Annotated in this window: 13 protein-coding genes; 10 read left to right on the top strand and 3 right to left on the bottom strand. The window is 70.9% G+C overall.

The genetic code is table 11. The features are described 5' to 3' along the window. Positions 1-3: 3 nt before the first annotated feature. The 8 genes from ABZ857_RS36330 (at position 4) to ABZ857_RS36365 (ending at position 8,151) form a co-directional block, all read left to right on the top strand. On the top strand, positions 4-1,554 hold the full coding sequence (locus ABZ857_RS36330; RefSeq protein WP_357052740.1) for a hypothetical protein: 1,551 nt from the start codon (positions 4-6) through the stop codon (positions 1,552-1,554). 100 nt (positions 1,555-1,654) lie between these two features. Then, complete coding sequence (locus ABZ857_RS36335) at positions 1,655-1,798, top strand: hypothetical protein (protein WP_357052743.1); 144 nt, start codon at positions 1,655-1,657, stop codon at positions 1,796-1,798. Positions 1,799-2,119: 321 nt separating this feature from the next. Next, positions 2,120-3,580 (top strand): M14 family zinc carboxypeptidase, encoded by a 1,461-nt coding sequence (locus tag ABZ857_RS36340; RefSeq protein WP_357052746.1) that lies wholly within the window; start codon positions 2,120-2,122, stop codon positions 3,578-3,580. Between the two features lie 146 nt (positions 3,581-3,726). After that, a complete protein-coding gene (locus ABZ857_RS36345) occupies positions 3,727-4,617 on the top strand; it encodes a MurR/RpiR family transcriptional regulator (protein WP_357052748.1) in 891 nt (296 codons plus the stop codon). 322 nt (positions 4,618-4,939) lie between these two features. After that, on the top strand, positions 4,940-6,412 hold the full coding sequence (locus tag ABZ857_RS36350) for an ATP-binding protein (RefSeq protein WP_357052751.1): 1,473 nt from the start codon (positions 4,940-4,942) through the stop codon (positions 6,410-6,412). Between the two features lie 13 nt (positions 6,413-6,425). Continuing rightward, positions 6,426-6,554, top strand: coding sequence for a hypothetical protein (locus ABZ857_RS36355; protein ID WP_357052754.1), 129 nt, complete (start codon positions 6,426-6,428; stop codon positions 6,552-6,554). Then, positions 6,551-7,036: a DUF4265 domain-containing protein gene (locus ABZ857_RS36360; RefSeq protein WP_357052757.1), complete on the top strand. Its 486-nt coding sequence runs from the start codon at positions 6,551-6,553 to the stop codon at positions 7,034-7,036. The genes ABZ857_RS36355 and ABZ857_RS36360 overlap by 4 nt, the downstream gene beginning before the upstream one ends. A gap of 182 nt (positions 7,037-7,218) precedes the next feature. Further along, positions 7,219-8,151 (top strand): MBL fold metallo-hydrolase, encoded by a 933-nt coding sequence (locus ABZ857_RS36365; RefSeq protein ID WP_357052887.1) that lies wholly within the window; start codon positions 7,219-7,221, stop codon positions 8,149-8,151. An 8-nt stretch (positions 8,152-8,159) separates the two neighbouring features. Here ABZ857_RS36365 and ABZ857_RS36370 read toward each other — a convergent pair whose 3' ends face one another. The 3 genes from ABZ857_RS36370 to ABZ857_RS36380 form a co-directional block, all read right to left on the bottom strand. Further along, positions 8,160-11,633 carry a discoidin domain-containing protein gene (locus ABZ857_RS36370; protein ID WP_357052760.1) on the bottom strand — a complete coding sequence of 1,158 codons (3,474 nt, stop codon included), beginning with the start codon at positions 11,631-11,633 and terminating at the stop codon, positions 8,160-8,162. Between the two features lie 17 nt (positions 11,634-11,650). Then, the gene (locus ABZ857_RS36375) at positions 11,651-13,414 is read right to left on the bottom strand and encodes a discoidin domain-containing protein (RefSeq protein WP_357052763.1); all 1,764 of its coding nucleotides are present in this window, start codon (positions 13,412-13,414) and stop codon (positions 11,651-11,653) included. Between the two features lie 216 nt (positions 13,415-13,630). Beyond that, on the bottom strand, positions 13,631-14,086 hold the full coding sequence (locus ABZ857_RS36380; protein WP_357052766.1) for a MarR family winged helix-turn-helix transcriptional regulator: 456 nt from the start codon (positions 14,084-14,086) through the stop codon (positions 13,631-13,633). Positions 14,087-14,191: 105 nt separating this feature from the next. Here ABZ857_RS36380 and ABZ857_RS36385 point away from each other — a divergent pair, with 105 nt between their 5' ends. Together ABZ857_RS36385 and ABZ857_RS36390 are read left to right on the top strand one after the other, a co-directional pair. After that, positions 14,192-15,232 (top strand): aldo/keto reductase, encoded by a 1,041-nt coding sequence (locus ABZ857_RS36385; RefSeq protein ID WP_357052769.1) that lies wholly within the window; start codon positions 14,192-14,194, stop codon positions 15,230-15,232. Then, entirely contained in the window at positions 15,219-16,343 is a 1,125-nt protein-coding gene (locus ABZ857_RS36390; RefSeq protein ID WP_357052772.1) for a Gfo/Idh/MocA family oxidoreductase, read from the top strand. The genes ABZ857_RS36385 and ABZ857_RS36390 overlap by 14 nt, the downstream gene beginning before the upstream one ends. Positions 16,344-16,373: the final 30 nt, after the last annotated feature.

Genomic DNA, 16,373 nt, shown 5'->3' on the forward strand with positions numbered 1-16,373 from the left:
CCCGTGGACCACGTCCTGCGCGGCCTCGCCGAGAATCCGGCCCTGCCATCCGATCTCGTGGACCGGCTGGTCACGATTGCCGACGAGGACATCGCCGTGAGCCTGGCCGGGCGTGCGGACCTGACCCGTGCGCAGGCGGTTGCACTGGTCTCGCGCGTCGAAAAGATCGCCGCGCGGCTCGCGGAGCGGGGGTTGCTGACGGCCGCCGACATCGATCCGGCGGCGCAGCCGCACGCCGCGTTCGCCCTGCTCACCGAGGGGGCCGGCCGCCCGGAGTGGGCGCGCCTGTTCGCGGTGGATCCGGATGCCGACTGCCGGGAGCGGCTGGCCGCCTGCCCCGGCCTCCCGCCCGATGTGGCGGAGACACTCGCAGCGGACATCGACATCCGGGTCGTCGCGGAGCTCGCGCTGCGGACGACGGCGGACATGGCGGCGCGGCTCGCGGAGCACCCGCATGCCGAGGTCCGCCGCGCGGTGGCCGTGAACGAGGCGACCCCACCGGCGGTGCTGGCAGCGCTGCTCACCGGCGAAGGGATGTCCCCGGCGCGGCGGTGCCTGGTCTGCGACCGGAAGGAGACGCCGTTCGTCCACGATCCGTACTGCCCCGAGCCCGACTGCGAGCTGCCATCGGATGCCTCGTGTGACGGCTCCCACGAGTCCACGGTCCACGACATGCGGCAGCTGGCACTGAGAAACCCGGCCACGCCGACCGCGGCCGCGGTCGGCTTCGCCGGCCATCCCTCGACGCTGCTGCGATGGGAGCTGGCCGAGCGCACCGACCTGCCCCCGGAGGTGTACGAACGCCTCGTCGACAGCCCGGAACCCGTCGTCCGTGCCACCCTCGCGGAGAATCCCGCGATCGGCGACCGCCTGATCTACAGGCTGGCCGCCGACCCCGGCCACGACGTGCGGCGTCGTCTCGCGCACAACCCGCGCGTGCCGCTGGAGGTGCTGACCCGCCTGGCCGGAACCGTCAGGATCGGCTCCACCCTGCTGCCGCGGATCGCCACCGCCACGCCCGCCGAGGCCGGGGAACTGGCCGCCTCACGGAATCCGGTCGTGCGGATGCTGGTGGCCGAACGGCGCGACCTGCCGGCCGAGATCCGCGACGCGCTGGCCGCCGACCCCGACGCCAAGGTGATCAAATCCATCGCGCCGCACCCGGGCCTGTCCGAAGCCCGGTTGCGTGCCATGGTCGACCGGCACGGCGTACGGGTCCTCGCCAGGGTGGCGAGGAATCCGGACGTGTCACCGGCGTTGCTGGAGGACCTGGTGCGGCACCGGCCGCCCGTGCAGAAGGTGTTCCGCGAGGTCGCACGCCACCCCAACGCGACGGCCCGGGCGCTGTCGGCGTGCTTGCGGGACCAGCGGGCCAGGCCCATCGCCGCGGGACACCCGGCCCTGCCACCCGAGGTCGTCGTCGAGTTGCTCGCGGACGACGACCGGGAGGTGGTGGAGGCTGCCGCCGCCAATCCGTCACTGCCGCTCACGGTGATGTCGGCGCTGGTGTCCTCGCACAGCCCGGGGGACGGTTATTCGACCGGTGCGCGATGAGGTCCCGTCCGACGGACGGGTCCCCGTCGATTCGCTGCACGTCAGGGGCTGGTGCAGGTGACCGCCGGGGTGGCCGAGGACCCTCCGCCGATGAAGCCGCGTGGTCGCGCTGGCGGCGAGCGCGCCGTTCCACGCCTCGTTACGCACCGTCACGTTCGAGCCGGAGCCCGACCGTACGCCTCCCCTCGCCGTGGCGGCGAGGAGCCTGCCCGAGCCCGCCGGCCAGGCCTCGCGAGCCGCGTGAGCGGGAACACGCCGCCCCTTCAAGGGCGGCGGCATATTCGCCGTGTTTGCCGGTGGCGGAAATACCTCTCCGACGCTCTCCACGGCCGTATTTCGGTGAATGGCCGGCGAGGAAAGCCCGGAGCCGGGCATGCGCCCCTCCCCGAAAGGGGGCGTCGGAAACCAGCCGTTCTGGGTTGACAGGGTAACATTCAGCCCGCAGACTTACTGAAACTTTGCAGTCAGCGGCTGTTCGGGGGGTGTCGCGTACTGCCGAAAGACGGCCCGGAGAAAAGGACGCGTTTTCGTTTCCCGCTCGTCCGTGGCTGAGAAAGGTTTCAGCATGTCTTCAGGAGGCACGTTCCCCTCCACTGCCTCTGTCGCCAGGAAACGCGTTCTCACGCTGGTGTTGGGCGTCGGTTTTCTGGGAGGTCTCGGCATTCCGGCCGCCGGCGCCAGTGTCGCGGCCACGGCGGAAACCCAGGCGATCGTCCAGCAGCAGGCGCCGAGCCTGCCCAGCGGGCGCGCCGCCTACCGCACGATCACGGACTACAACGACGAGATGCTGGCGCTGAGCGCCCGGCACCCCGGCCTCGTCAAGCACATCACGCTGCCGCACAGGACCCGCCAGGGCCGGGAGGTGTACGGCATCGAGGTCACCCACGACGTCGGCGCCGCCGACGGCAAGCCGGTCCTGCTGATGATGGGCGTCCACCACGGCAACGAGTGGCCCTCCGGCGAGCACACGATGGAGTTCGCCTACGACCTGATCGACAACGACGGCAAGGACCCCCAGGTCACGCGCCTGCTCGACAAGGCGCGGGTCATCTTCGTCCCGGTCGTCAACGTCGACGGGTTCGTCATCAACCGGCGTACGAGCTGCGGCCTGTCCCCGACGTGCGCGAGCAGCGCCGGGGTCGACATCAACCGCAACTACCCCTTCGGCTGGGGCAGCAACGCCGGTTCCAACGCGACGACCCGCGGCCCGGGCCCCGGCTCCGAGCCGGAAGTGCAGAACATCATGGACCTGACCAAGAACAACCAGGTCACCGTCCTGATCACGAACCACACCTCCGGTCACACCGTCCTTCGCCCGCCGCTGGAGAAGCGCGCGGGCGACACCCCGGACGAGGCCGTCTACGCCGCCCTGACCGACGCCATCACGGCGAAGAACGGCTACACGGGCATGAAGTCGGGCTTCGACTACGAGACGACCGGCGAGACCCCGGACTGGTCGTACTACGCGACCCGCGGCCTCGGGTTCACCTTCGAGATCATGAAGACCCAGTCGACCACCAACACCTACCCCGAGGTGATCGAGGACTACACGGGCACCGGCCGCTACGAGGGCAAGTCGAACCGCGAGGCGTTCATGGTGGCCCTGGAGTACGCGGCCGACCCGGCCGCGCACTCCGTCATCACCGGCAAGGCCCCGAAGGGCGCGGTCCTGAAGATCACCAAGGACTTCGACCTGTGGACCGCGCCGATCCGGCAGGCGAACAACGCCTTCGATCCGCCCCAGAGGGTCCCCACCCACCTGGAGTCGACGCTGGTCGCCCCGGCCAACGGCAAGTTCGCCTGGCACGTCAACCCGTCCGTACGGCCGGCCCCGGCCTACACGGAGACCGGCGTCGTCGCCACCGGCCCGGGCAACTTCATCAAGGAGAGCTGGACGCTCACCTGCGCCCGCCCGACCGGCGAGGTTCTGGAGACGGTGCACGTGACCGTCGACCGGGGCGAGCAGGTCGACGTGCGGCTGCAGGAGTGCAAGACGAGGTTCAACGGCAACGGCCCGAAGAACTGACCGACATCACGAAGCGGCGTAGCCGGGCGGTCCCCACGGGGGGCCGCCCGGCGGCGTTGCATCCGGCAGGCGCTTCGCGATTCATGGGTAAGGCGACCGGCCCGGGGCCGGGTCCGTCACTCCACGAAGAAGGGAAGTGTTCCAGGATGAGGCACGTCCCAGAGACCGGCCGGTCGCTCGCCGTGCTGGACGCCTCCCGGATCGTCGCGAACCTGCGGACGCTCTTCGACGGCCATCGCCTCTCGCCGTCACAACGCCGGATCGCCCGCTACCTGCTGGACAACGCGCAGGAGGCCGTCTTCTTCACCAGTGCGGACCTCGCCGAGCGCGTCGGCGTCAGCCAGCCGTCGGTCACCCGCTTCGCCGCCGCGCTCGGGTTCCGCGGGTTCCCCGAGTTCCGGGAGGCGCTGCGTACGTCCGTGTTCGGCGATCGGAGGCCGGCCGCGACGGGCGACCGCTACAACGAGATCCAGGAACTGGTCAACTCCGAGATCCGCGACCTGGAACGGCTGCGCGACGGCCTGGCCGATTCCGGCCAGCTCCGGCGGGTGGCGGGTCACCTGGCCAGGTCGAGCCCGCTTCTGGTCATGGGCCTGCGGATCTCCGCGCCGCTGGCGCATCTGTTCGGCTACCTCGCCGAGAAGGTGCTCCCGGACGTACGCGTACTGGACGCGCCGGGCTCGATCCTGGAAGACCGGCTGAGCAGGGCGGCCGAATCGGGCGCCGAATGGGTGCTCGCCATCGGCCTGCCGCGCTATCCGCGTGAGCTGGAGCAGGGTCTCGTCTGGGCGCGCCGGGTCCGGCTGAAGGTCGCCCTCGTCACCGACCAGCCGGTGGGCCGGCTCACCGACCTCGCGGACGAGGTCCTGCTGGCCCCGGTGAGCTCGGGTTTCGCGTTCGACTCCCACGCGGGCCCGACGGTCCTGTGCACCGCGCTGCTGCACACCATGCTGGACACCCTCGCGGCCGAGGGCCAGGCCCGGCTGGAGGCGTTCGACGACAGGGCCGCCGAGCGTCAGGTCTTCCTCACCGGCTGACGGGTGAGGGCGTCGAGCAGGCCGGGAAACACCTCGTCCATCTCGGCGCGGCCCAGCGAGTTCATCCGCGGCGTCCAGCAGCGTCGGCCTGGCCGCGATCCACACGGCCGGCCGCATCGGGGCCACGCCGATCGCGGTCACCCGCACCCGTGCCAAGAGGCGGCGACTGGTCGAGGAGGGCGCCGCCGAGGTCGTCGTCTCCGACGAGCAGGACGTCGAGGGGCGCGTGCTAAAGCGGTGACACGGTGCACGCGGCGCCCGGCTATCACCTTTATAGGACTACAGTTAATGTAACTGTAGTCCTATATCTGTGAGGGTACGCATGGACAAGCCGGTCGAGATGTTCGACCGCGACTACGAATGGTCTGCCTTGGCGCGGTTCATCACTGATGAGCAATCAGGCGCGACTCTCGGCGTGGTCTCCGGACGACGCCGCCAGGGCAAGACCTTCCTCCTGGACGCCGCATGTCGTGCCGCGGGGGGCTTCTACTTCGGGGCGACAGAGGCTGCCGATGCCGAGTCGCTGCGGCGCTTGAGCGCCGCGCTGACGGCTCATGCCCGCCCTGCCACCCCCTACCACTTCGCCGACTGGTCCGAAGCCCTCGACGCGCTTCTCGCTCTTGGTGCCGAGCGCCCCATTCCCGTCGTGATCGACGAGTTTCCCTACCTCGCACGGGCGAACCCCGAGTTGCCTTCCCTCATTCAGGAGGCGTTCCGGCCCATGCGGGACCAGCGCGCCAGATCCCGTACGCGTCTGTTGCTGTGCGGTTCGGCCCTGTCCTTCATGGGCCGATTGTTGTCCGGCAACGCCCCGTTGCGTGGACGGGCGGGACTGGAACTGCTCGTCCGTCCGCTCGACCACCGTCTGGCCGCCGAGTTCTGGGGGATTTCCGATCCGGTGCTTGCCCTGAAGGTCAACGCGGTCGTCGGCGGCACGCCCGCATATCGTCGCGAGTTCGCTCGCGGCGACGCCCCGGCGGGACCTGACGACTTCGACGACTGGGTGGTCCGCACCGTTCTCAATCCGGAGACGCCCCTGTTCCGCGAGGCCCGCTACCTGCTGGCCGAGGAGCCGGACCTGCGGGACAGGGCCCTGTATCTGTCCGTCCTGGCGGCCGTCGCCGACGGCAACGCCACGCGTGGGGGCATGGCCGGCTACCTGGAGCGGAAGGCGACGGACATCGCGCATCCCATCAACGTCCTCGAAGACGCCGGCCTGCTGCATCGCGATTCGGACGCCTTCCGCGACAACCGCGCCACATATCGCATCTCCGAACCGTTGATCCGCTTCTATCACGCCATCATGCGTCCGGTCTGGGACCAGCTCGAGCGACCGGGCAGTGCCGCGCGGGTCTGGCAGGCCAGTCGTCGACGCTTCGTCAGCAACGTTCTCGGCCCGCACTTCGAGCAGATCTGCCGCGAGTGGTCGCTGCATCACGCCGGTCCGGACCTGTTCGGCGGCCTGCCCGCCCGCGTCGGTCACGGCGTCGTTCACGATCCCAAGGCCAGAACCGGTCATGAGGTGGACGTGGCCGTGATCGGCATCGCCGACGGCGGCAAACCGCCGCTGCTGGCCATCGGCGAGGCCAAGTGGAACGACACGATGGGAGCCGCCCACATCGAACGTCTCCGGCACATCAGGGACCTGATCGCCAAGTCGGGCCGTTATGACACCACGCGTACCCGTCTCATCTGCTTCAGCGGCACCGGATTCGACGACAAGGCGCAGGCCGGGGCGGCTGCCTCACCTGATGTGCACCTGATCGATCTGGCGACGGTGTACGGCCGGGATTGACGCCCCTTTCTTGGTGCTTCCTCCACTGGACCTGTTCCCGCTGGAGGCGCTGCCTCGCACGGTTTCCGGTGCCTCGCTCCATCTTCGCGATCTGAGCGCCGGCTGGATCGAACCGGCCAGAGTGGGCATCCTGCTCGCGTGACGCAGAGCGAGGAGGCCGCACGCGTGCGCGTGGTGTTCGATCTTCCTCAGGACGAGAACGGCTGGCCGCCGGCCGCGTCCGAGCGGATGTGGGCGGTCCCGGTGGCGCCGGGCCGGGTGATGCTGGACAACATCCCCTTCTTCGTCCGAGGGGTCGCCCTGGGCGACGTGGTGCGCATCGAGACGGACGACGAAGGGGTCGTCAGGGCGGCGGAGGCGGTCGAGTTCTCCGGTAACTGCACGATCCGGGTCGTCCCCTTCACCCGAGAACCGGCCGGCCGGCAGGCCGTGCTCGACGCCTTCGCATCGTGGGGCGTGGAGGGCGAAGGAGCCGAGCAGTTCGGACTGGTGGCGCTGAACGTGCCGCCGACCGCGGACCTCGCCGCGGTGCGGCGCCTTCTCGTGCAGGGGGAGGCCGACGGACTGTGGGACTACGAGGAAGGCTGCGTCACCGACGCCTGGCGCGCGCTCGATCCCGCCTGAATCCCCCGGCCGATCACGTCCATTGGGGGGCCCTTGCCCCGCCGTGGACGTCGGGCCTCTCGCGAGAGTCTCAGCCTCGTCCCCGCCTTTCCAGGTCGCGCGATTTCGCCGGTAGGGTCCCCCGGGGAGGACCGGCGACGAGAGGAACCGTGAGCGTGGTGGAACGGGCCGACGGGGCGGGGCTGCACGGGGCGGGGCTGCACGGGGCGGGGCTGCACGAGGTGGGGCCGGAGATCTTCGCCTGGGTGCAGCCGGACGGCACCTGGTGGCTGAACAACGCCGGAGCCGTGGCAGGCGACGGCGACGTCCTGATCGTCGACACGTGCGCGACCGAGGCGCGCACCCGGCGGTTTCTCGGCGCGGTCGCCGAGGCGACCGGCGGCGCCCCGGTCCGGATGGCGGTGAACACCCACCAGCACGGGGACCACTGCTACGGCAACAGCCTGCTGCCGGAGGACGCGGTCGTCTTCGGGCACGCGGCGATGAGAGAGGCGTTGCTGGCCGATCCGATCATCGACGGCTGCCCGCCGTTCTGGGCGCCGGTGCCCGACTGGGGACACGTGACGCGCCGCCCGCCGTCCGTGGTGTTCACGTCCGAGCTGACCGTCCATCTCGGGGCGCGCCGCGTCGAGTTGCGGCATCCCGGCCACGCCGCCCACACCCCCGGGGACGTGGTGGCGTGGCTGCCCGGCGAACGGGTGCTGTTCGCCGGGGACCTGCTGTTCAACGGGCTCACGCCGCTGGTGCTGATGGGGTCGATCGAGGGGGCGCTGCGGTCGCTGGACTGGCTGGCGGCCTTCGAACCCGAGCACGTCGTGCCCGGGCACGGCCCGCTCGCCACCGCCTCCGAGCTGCCGGAGGTGCTGGCCGCGCACGAGCGGTACTACCGCTTCGTCCTCGACGTCGCCCGGGCGGGACGGGAGAACGGGCTCACCCCACTGGCCGCCGCACAGGCGGCCGACCTGGGCGAGTTCGCCGGATGGGCGGACGCCGAGCGCCTGGTGCTCAATCTGCACCGCGCCTACGCCGAGGCCGAAGGCGGCGAGGTGGATCTCCTCGCCGCCCTGGGCGACGCCATGACCTGGCGCGGCGGGCCGCTGCCCACTTCAGTCTGAAGCGGGCGTCACGACCAGCCCTGCAGGCCGGCTCCGTACGGATAGAGGGGGTTGCCGTAGGTGGTGGGGACGGTCTGGCCCGCGTCGATGCGGGCCCGGATCTCCGACCGCTGGGCGGCGGTCGCGCCCAGGTCGTAGGGGAGGTTCCAGTCCTCGACGGCGTCGGCGAGCACGTCGCCGCCGCCCGGCTTGAGGATCTGGTCGAGGCTGCGCGGCAGTTGCCACGGCAGCCGCCCGCGCGGCGTGTAGTCGCCGAACAGCAGGGCAGCCGTGGCCGGGCCGACCTCCTCGCCGCCCCGGTACGTCACCACGATGGCGTCGGCCAGGCCGTTCCACTCGCTGATGACGATGGGCCGGGGGAGGGTCAGCACGACGACCACCGGAATGCCCTGGTTCTTGAAGTTCTGGATGACGGCCAGCTGGTCGGCGGGCAACTGGGGCTGCTCCTTCACCCAGGCGGTGGCGTGCGTGTAGGTCGGCTCGCCGACGGCCACGATCGCGAGCTTGGGCGAAGGGCCGGTGTCCTGGTAGACGTTGACGCCCGAGGTGGCCGCCCGCGCCTTGACCGCGTCCAGGAGGGTCTGCGAGCCGTACTCCTCGTGGAAGAAGCTCGTCCAGATGCAGCAGGCCGAGCCGTCGGTGGCCCGCGGACCGGCGACCACGACGTTGTCGCCCGCCTTGAGCTTCAGCGGCAGTACGCCGTTGTTCTTGAGCAGCGTGACGGACTCCCGGGCGGCCTGGTCGGCGAGCGCGACGTACGACGGCTGGTGGAAGCGGTAGGGGCCGTTCACCGGGTCGCCGTACGGGCGCTCGAACACGCCGAGCGTGAACTTCAGGCGCAGGATCCGGGTCACCGCGTCGTTGATCCGCGCGATCGGGACGTTGGCCAGGAAGGTGGCCATGGTGAACCCGGTGGCTCCGGGGTCGGCCCCGCCCATCACATCCGAGCCGGCGTTGGCGGCCTTGACCCAGACCGAGGACGGCAGCCAGTCGGTGGTGATGAGGCCGGTGTAGCCGAGGTTGTTCCGCAGGTAGTCGAGGATCGGCTTGCTGTCGCCCGCGCCCGAGCCGCCCGGGTCGAGGTAGGAGCTCCCGGCGTAGCCCGGCATGATGTTGACGGCGCCGGCCTCCATCGCGGCCCTGAACGGGATCATGTGGTACTTGATCGTCACCGCGTCGTAGGTGATCCCGGCCTCGCCGCCCGCGCCCTCGCCCGGCCAGTGCTTGACGGTCGCCAGCACGGAGGCGGGGTTGAGCTCGGGCCCGCCCTGGAGCCCGGCCACCAGCGCGCGGACCTGGGCGGCCGCGACGTCGGCGTTCTCGCCGTTGCCCTCCTGGATGCGGGGGTAGAGGACCTTGGTGCCCACCTCGGCGAGCGGGCCGAGCACGCCGCGCGCCCCGACCTCAAGCTCCTCGCGGCGCTGCATGTCGCCGAGCCTGTAGTCGAGCGCGTAGTCCCTGCCCGCGGCAAGTGCGCTCTGCAGGGGGTAGGTGGTCTGGTATCCGGCGATGGTGTCGCCCGCCGAGACGGGCGGGATGCCGAGCCGGGTTCCGGACGCGCCCAGCAGGACGGCGTGCAGGTCGTTCGGCAATGCCGGGCCGAAGTGCCAGCCCGAGAGCGGGTAGGTCTGGGCGTTGTAGAACATCTGGTAGGCCTTCTCCTCGGGGGTCATCCTGCCGAGAAGGTCGCCGACTCGGGTCTCGACGGGCAGCCTCCAGTTCTCGTACGGCTCGATCGTGCCGTTCTTGTTCAGGTCGCGGGCGCCGTCGACGATCGGGACACCGTCGGCGACCTGCTCGATGTCGGGCAGGTAGAGGCTGAAGGTGCGGATGTTCGACGTCGTCCTGGCGCCCGAGCCGCTCACCGCGACGACGAACCACCTGTACGTCCACCGGTCGGGGATGTCCCAGGTGGGCGTGTAGCTCGTGCCGGTCGGCTCGGCGACCTTGGTGTAGAGGTCGATCAGGTTGCCCGAGGCGGTGAAGTCGTAGTCGGTGCGGCTGACGTTCAGCCAGACCTCGTAGCGCACCGCGCCGGAGACGGCCGCCCAGGAGAACGCCGGCCGCCGGGTGTCGGTGACCATGGCCTTGTCGGCGGGGGTGGACAGCGCGAACTGGCCGGTGGTCGCCGGGGCCTTGGCGGGCGGGGACAGCAGGGGAGCGGTGGTGGCCGCCGTGTCCACGGTGCCGAAGACCTGGAACTCCCACAGCGAGTAGCCGTAGCCCGTCGCGCGAGCCGTGCCGACGAAGCGGACGTAGCGGCCGTCGCCGGTGACGTTCAGGTTCTCGACGCCGCCCCTGCCGCTGGTCGTGGTGTGGATCGGCGTCCACGACGTGCCGTTGGCGGACACCTCGATCCGGTAACCCGTGGCGTACGCGGACTCCCAGTTGAGAGTGACGCCGGTGATGTGCCCTGCGCCGCCGAGGTCCACCCGCAGCCACTGGTCGTCGGAGTACTGGCTCGACCAGCGGGTCGTCGTCCGCCCGTCGAGCGCCGCCGCCGGAGCGTTGCCGCCCTCCCAGGACGATGCCGTCACCTGCTTGTACGCCGAGATCGGCGTCCCGGTCGGCGGGTCGGTGGTGCCGCCGCCGCTGGTGTGGACGGCGAACTCCCACAGCGAGTAGCCCCAGCCGGTGGCGCGGGCGGTGCCGTACAGACGGACGTAGCGGCCCGAGCCGGTCACGTCGAGGGTCTGCGTGCCGCCGGTGCCGGTGGTGGTGGAGTAGACGTCGGTCCAGGTGGAGGCGTTGTCGGACACCTGGATTTTGAAGGCCGTGGCGTAGGCGGCCTCCCAGGTCAGGACGACCTTGCAGATCGTCTTGGCCGAGCCGAGGTCCACCTGGAGCCACTGCGGGTCGGCGGCGGCACTGGACCAGCGGGTGCCGGGGTCGCCGTCCACTGCCGCCGATGGGGGCGTCCCGGCGTTCTCGGTGGACGAGGCGGTGGCGGGCCGGTTCAGCGCGCTGTCGGGGCCGGCGCAGCCCGAGGACGTGCCGGTGGTGCCGTAGACCTGGAACTCCCACAGCGAGTAGCCGTAGCCGGTGGCGCGGGTGGTGCCGTAGACCCGGACGTACCGGCCGGTGCCGGTCACGGTGAGGTTCTGCACGCCGCCGGTGCCGGTGGTGGTGGAGTAGACGTCGGTCCAGGTGGTGGCGTCGGCCGAGACCTGGATCTTGAACGCCGTGGCGTACGCGGCCTCCCAGTTCAGGGTGACCTGGCTCAGCGTCGCCGTGGTCCCGAGGTCCACCTGGAGCCACTGCGGGTCGCCGAACGCGCTGGACCACCGGGTGCCGGTGTCGCCGTCCACCGCCGCCGAGGCGGGAGTGCCGGCGTTCTCGGTGGACGAGGCCGTCGCGGTCTTGCCCTGCGACAGCAGGACGGGCGCGGCGTGGGCGGGCCCGGCGACGACGCTCGCGAGCAGCGCCAGCGCCAGCGCCAGGACGACGGCGAAGCCGCGCCGGAGCGTGAGGGGGTGCTTCATGGCGTCTCCTGCCTGCGTTACCAGCCGACCGCGACCAGCAGCCACTGCGGGTCGCCGTGCGAGATGAAGGACGACTGTCCCGCGTAGTCGTCGTAGGGGAAGCCGTAGGCGAGCCCGCCGATGGCGTGGTCGTGCCAGAACTTCGCGTAGTAGTTCGCCGGGGCGGCCTTGTAGTAGTTCGACGGGTCCGACTGCTGGGCGTCGGACAGCCCGGCGACGTGCCGGTTCAGCGCCGCGCACATCTTCGGCGCCTCGGCGAGCGGCCCGGCGCACCCGGTGACCTGCGAGGTCGTCGCCGTCACGCCCTGCTGGGCGGCGTAGCCGGTGAAGTAGTTCGCGTACGCGCCACCGGGCTGGAAGATCGACGCGCTGCCCGGAGCCGGGATGCGGTACGGCGCCTGCACCTGGGCCAGCGGCTTGAACTCGGCCGGCACCTCGTCGACGAACCGCTGGAACGTCGCCGCGCGGGACTCGGCGAAGGTGGCGTAGTCCTCGCCGACCGCCACGTCGTAGCCGTCGCGGGCGTGCAGGCGCATCGCGAGCTTCAGGCCGAACGCGTCCACCCGGGTCGTGTTGCCGTTGAAGACCGAAGGACCGACGGTGAACTCGATGAAGTCGTAGTACTGGCTGTTGGGGGAGCCGAGGTAGAAGTACATCCGGCCCGCCGTGTTGGCCGGCATGTCGAAGTAGGGCTGCTCGGCGATCGAGTGGACCTGGCCGTTGTAGCTCCAGTAGACCTGCGAGTCGGGGTATTGGCCGTTGGTCCGGTTGAGGATCTTGACCATGACGACGTTCTTGGCCGCCGGGATGTTCGCGGTGTCGCCCCAGAAGGCGTCGGGCGGCGGGGTCGTCGGGTCGGTCGAGCCGCCCGTGGTGTTCACGGTGAAGCTCCACAGCGAGTAGCCGTACGCGGTGGCGCGGGCGGTGCCGTAGAGGCGGACGTAGCGGCCCGAGCCGGTGACGTCGAGGGTCTGCGTGCCGCCGGTGCCGGTGGTGGTGGAGTAGACGTCGGTCCAGGTGGTGGCGTTGTCGGACACCTGGATCTTGAAGGCCATGGCGTAGGCCGCCTCCCAGGTCAGGACCACCTTGCAGATCGTCTTGGCCGAGCCGAGGTCCACCTGGAGCCACTGCGGGTCGCCGAACGCGCTGGACCAGCGGGTCGCGCTGTTGCCGTCCACGGCCGCCGACGCGGGTGTCGCGGCGTTCTCGGCGGAGGAGGCGGTGGCGGGCCTGCCCTGGGCGGCGTCGGCCGTGCCGCAGGCGGCGCCGGACGTCGTGCCGTAGACCTGGAACTCCCAGAGGGAGTAGCCGTACGCGGTGGCGCGGGCGGTGCCGTACACGCGGACGTAGCGGCCGGTGCCGGTGACGGTGAGGGTCTGTACGCCACCGGTGCCGGTGGTGGTGGAGTAGACGTCCGTCCAGGTGGTGGCGTCGGCCGACACCTGGATCTTGAAGGAGCTGGCGTAGGCGGCCTCCCAGTTCAGGGTGACCTGGCTCAGCGTCGCCGTGGTTCCGAGGTCCACCTGGAGCCACTGCGGGTCGCTGAACGCGCTGGACCAGCGGGTGCCGGTGTTCCCGTCGACGGCGGCCGACGCCGGTGTGCCGGCGTTCTCGGTGGACGAGGCGGTCGCGGGTTTGCCCTGCGACAGCAGCGCGGGCGCGGCCGTGGCCGGGGCGGACACGGCCGCCGCCGCGACGACGCAGGCCACGACCAGGACCAGTGCGCTGAGCACGGCCGTCAGGGCGCGGCGCGTGGGATGGATCGTCGAACGCTTTCTCATGATGGCGATCTCTCTTCGGGGGTGAACGGGGGCGAGCCCTGACCAGAGAATGATCGCCTTCGATACTTAGGTCAATACTTGAATTTAGTATGCGAGGAAATGATCTTGACTCGCGACGTCCACTGCCGCCGACGACCGGGAGTTGCCGAGGGACCGCATGTTCCGGTCGCTGTCCGGAATCGTCCGCAGTGCTCCCGGTCTCCGACCGGGAGCACGTCAGAACCGGCTGAACACGGCGGCCAGCGTTTCGATCTCCTGCGCGGAGAGCTTGTCGGTGAAGTGGCGGCGTACCGCGGCGTCCAGGCCGGGGTGTGCGGCGGCGATGGCGGCGCGGCCGGCGTCGGTGAGGGTGACGATGACGCCGCCGGCGCGCTCGCGGGCGACGAGTCCGCGGGTGCTCATGCGGGTGAGCTGGTGGGAGACACGGGTGCGATCCCAGCCGAGTGACGCGGCGAGCTCGCTCTGGCGCAGGGCGCCCCCCGCCTTGCCGAGGTTGACGAGGATCGTCAGGTCCGGCTCGGACAGGCCCGCCGCCTCGGCGGTGTCCGCGATCACGAGTGCTCGGACGACCTCGTGGACGCGCTTGAAGGCGGACCAGAAATCGACGGGCTCCGACGCGGCGCCGGTCGCGGCCTCGTTGGATGCGGCAGCCTCTCCATCTCGTGTTGACATATCAACATGCCTCTTTCTAGTGTTGAAATATCAACGCTAACAGACGGCTGCGATCGCAGCGGCACTGTCGGCGGCGTCCATGCTTCTCGCCCCACAGGAGGCGCCATGCACACCCGACATCTTGGAACCGGCGGCCCTCAGGTCGCCCCTCTCGCGCTGGGCTGCGCCGGCATGTCCGACCACTCCGCCCCCGCCGACGAGGCCGACGCCATCGCCACGATCCACGCGGCTCTCGACGCCGGCGTCACCCTCCTCGACACCGCCGACTTCTACGGCATGGGCCACAACGAGGACCTCATCCGCCGTGCCCTCCGCGCCGGCGATCGCGACAAGGTGCTCCTCAGCGTCAAGTTCGGCGGTCTGCGCGGCCCCGACGGAGCCTTCGTCGGCGTCGAGGGCCGGCCCGCCCACGTCAAGAACGCTCTCGCCTACTCGCTGCGCCGCCTCGGCAGCGACCACGTCGACATCTACCGCCCCGCGCGCCTCGACTCCGCCACCCCGATCGAGGACACGATCGGCGCGATCTCCGAGCTGGTCCAGGCAGGGTACGTGCGCCACATCGGGCTCTCCGAGGTGGGGCCGGAGACCATCCGCCGTGCCCACGCCGTGCACCCGATCTGCGATGTGCAGATCGAATACTCCCTGTTCAGCCGTGATCCCGAAACCAACGGCATCCTGGACACCTGCCGCGAGCTGGGGATCGGCGTCACCGCCTACGGGGTCCTCGCACACGGCCTGCTCACCGGCGCCTACCGGCAACCCGCCGGAGGCGACCCGCGCGCCCACTGGCTGCCCCGCTTCCACCCCGACAATCTCGCCACCAACCTCACCCTCGTCGACCGGCTGCGGCCGTTCGCCGACGCGCACGGCATCAACGTCGCGCAGCTCGCCACCGCCTGGGTCATCGCCCAGGGCGGCGAGCGCGGCACCATCGTGGCCGTCCTGGGCACCCGCCGACCGCACCGCGTCGAGGAGGCCCTGGCCGCGGCCGGCGTCGCCCTGACCGACACGGACCTCCGTGCGATCGACGAGGCCGTCCCGGCCGGCGCGGTGGCCGGCACCCGGTACGCCGCGCCCCTCATGGCTCTGCTGGACAGCGAGTCGCCACTCACAGAGAGAACAGCGGCGGAACATGAGCACATCTGAGTCACCGCTCGCCGAGCTGGCCCGGTCCGAGAAGCCGATCGGAGTGGGAATCATCGGGCTCGGGGCGGACGGAAGCTGGGCCGAGCGCTCACACCTGCCGGCCCTGCGCGCCGTCCCGGGTTACGAGCTGAGGGCCCTGAGCACGAGTTCGAAACAGTCGGCGGAGCGCTCCGGACACAAGCACGGTGTGTCGCGCACCTTCGGAACGGCGGCCGAACTGGCCGCCTGCGACGAGGTCGACCTCGTGGTCGTGGCGGTGAAGGTGCCGCACCACCGGGAACTGGTGCGGACGGCGCTGAGCGCCGGCAAGAGCGTGCTGTGCGAGTGGCCGCTCGGCAACGGGCTCGCGGAGGCCGCGGACATGGCGCGGCAGGCGCGCAGCCGCGGGGTGCCGACCGTCGTCGGACTCCAGGCGCGGTCGCACCCGGCCCTGGCCTACGTGCGGGATCTCGTGGCCGACGGCTACGTGGGGGAGGTGCTGTCCACGACGGTCATCGGCTCCGGAGGCGCCTGGGGCGCCACCGTCGGCCCCGGCGACCACTACGTGCTCGACGCCGCCAACGGCGCGACGCTGCTGACCATCCCCTTCGCCCACACCCTCGACGGACTCGCGTCCGTCCTGGGAGAGCCGGAGGACCTGCGGATCCACCTGGCGTCGCGGCGTACGTCGGCCGTGGACACCGGGAGCGGACGGCACGTGCCCATGACCGCCGCCGATCAGGTGGTGGCCTCGGGACGGCTGCCGGGCGGCGCGGTGGCCACCTTCCACTACCGCGGAGGGATGTCCCGGGGAACCAACTTCCGCTGGGAGATCAACGGCACCGAGGGCGACCTCGTCCTCACCGCCCCGGTCGGCCATCTCCAGCTCAGCCCGGTCACGCTCGAAGGCGGCCGCGGAACATCCACCGGGCTCGCTCCCCTGACGGTGCCGGAGTCATACGTTCGCGTCCCGCGACTGGACCCCCACGCCGACGCGCCGGCCTACGCGGTCGCTCACGCCTACCAGCGGTTCCTGAGCGACCTGCGCGAGGGCGGCACGCCGGGCGTGCCCGATTTCGCGCACGGCGCCGCCCGGCACCGCAGCATCGAATCCGCCATCACGACCGCCTGACCGGACGTGCGGGCCTCGGCCGCTCACAAG

Origin of the sequence: Microbispora sp. NPDC046933, from assembly GCF_040644635.1 — a bacterium.
GTDB lineage: Bacteria > Actinomycetota > Actinomycetes > Streptosporangiales > Streptosporangiaceae > Microbispora.

What these genes read in the sequence shown, in the direction of transcription:
- ABZ857_RS36345 (WP_357052748.1), top strand. Translation starts at nt 3,727, where the DNA reads ATGAGGCACGTCCCAGAGACCGGCCGGTCGCTCGCCGTGCTGGACGCC.
- ABZ857_RS36385 (WP_357052769.1), top strand. Translation starts at nt 14,192, where the DNA reads ATGCACACCCGACATCTTGGAACCGGCGGCCCTCAGGTCGCCCCTCTC.
- ABZ857_RS36340 (WP_357052746.1), top strand. Translation starts at nt 2,120, where the DNA reads ATGTCTTCAGGAGGCACGTTCCCCTCCACTGCCTCTGTCGCCAGGAAA.
- ABZ857_RS36380 (WP_357052766.1), bottom strand. Translation starts at nt 14,086, where the DNA reads ATGTCAACACGAGATGGAGAGGCTGCCGCATCCAACGAGGCCGCGACC.
- ABZ857_RS36350 (WP_357052751.1), top strand. Translation starts at nt 4,940, where the DNA reads ATGGACAAGCCGGTCGAGATGTTCGACCGCGACTACGAATGGTCTGCC.
- ABZ857_RS36370 (WP_357052760.1), bottom strand. Translation starts at nt 11,633, where the DNA reads ATGAAGCACCCCCTCACGCTCCGGCGCGGCTTCGCCGTCGTCCTGGCG.
- ABZ857_RS36390 (WP_357052772.1), top strand. Translation starts at nt 15,219, where the DNA reads ATGAGCACATCTGAGTCACCGCTCGCCGAGCTGGCCCGGTCCGAGAAG.
- ABZ857_RS36375 (WP_357052763.1), bottom strand. Translation starts at nt 13,414, where the DNA reads ATGAGAAAGCGTTCGACGATCCATCCCACGCGCCGCGCCCTGACGGCC.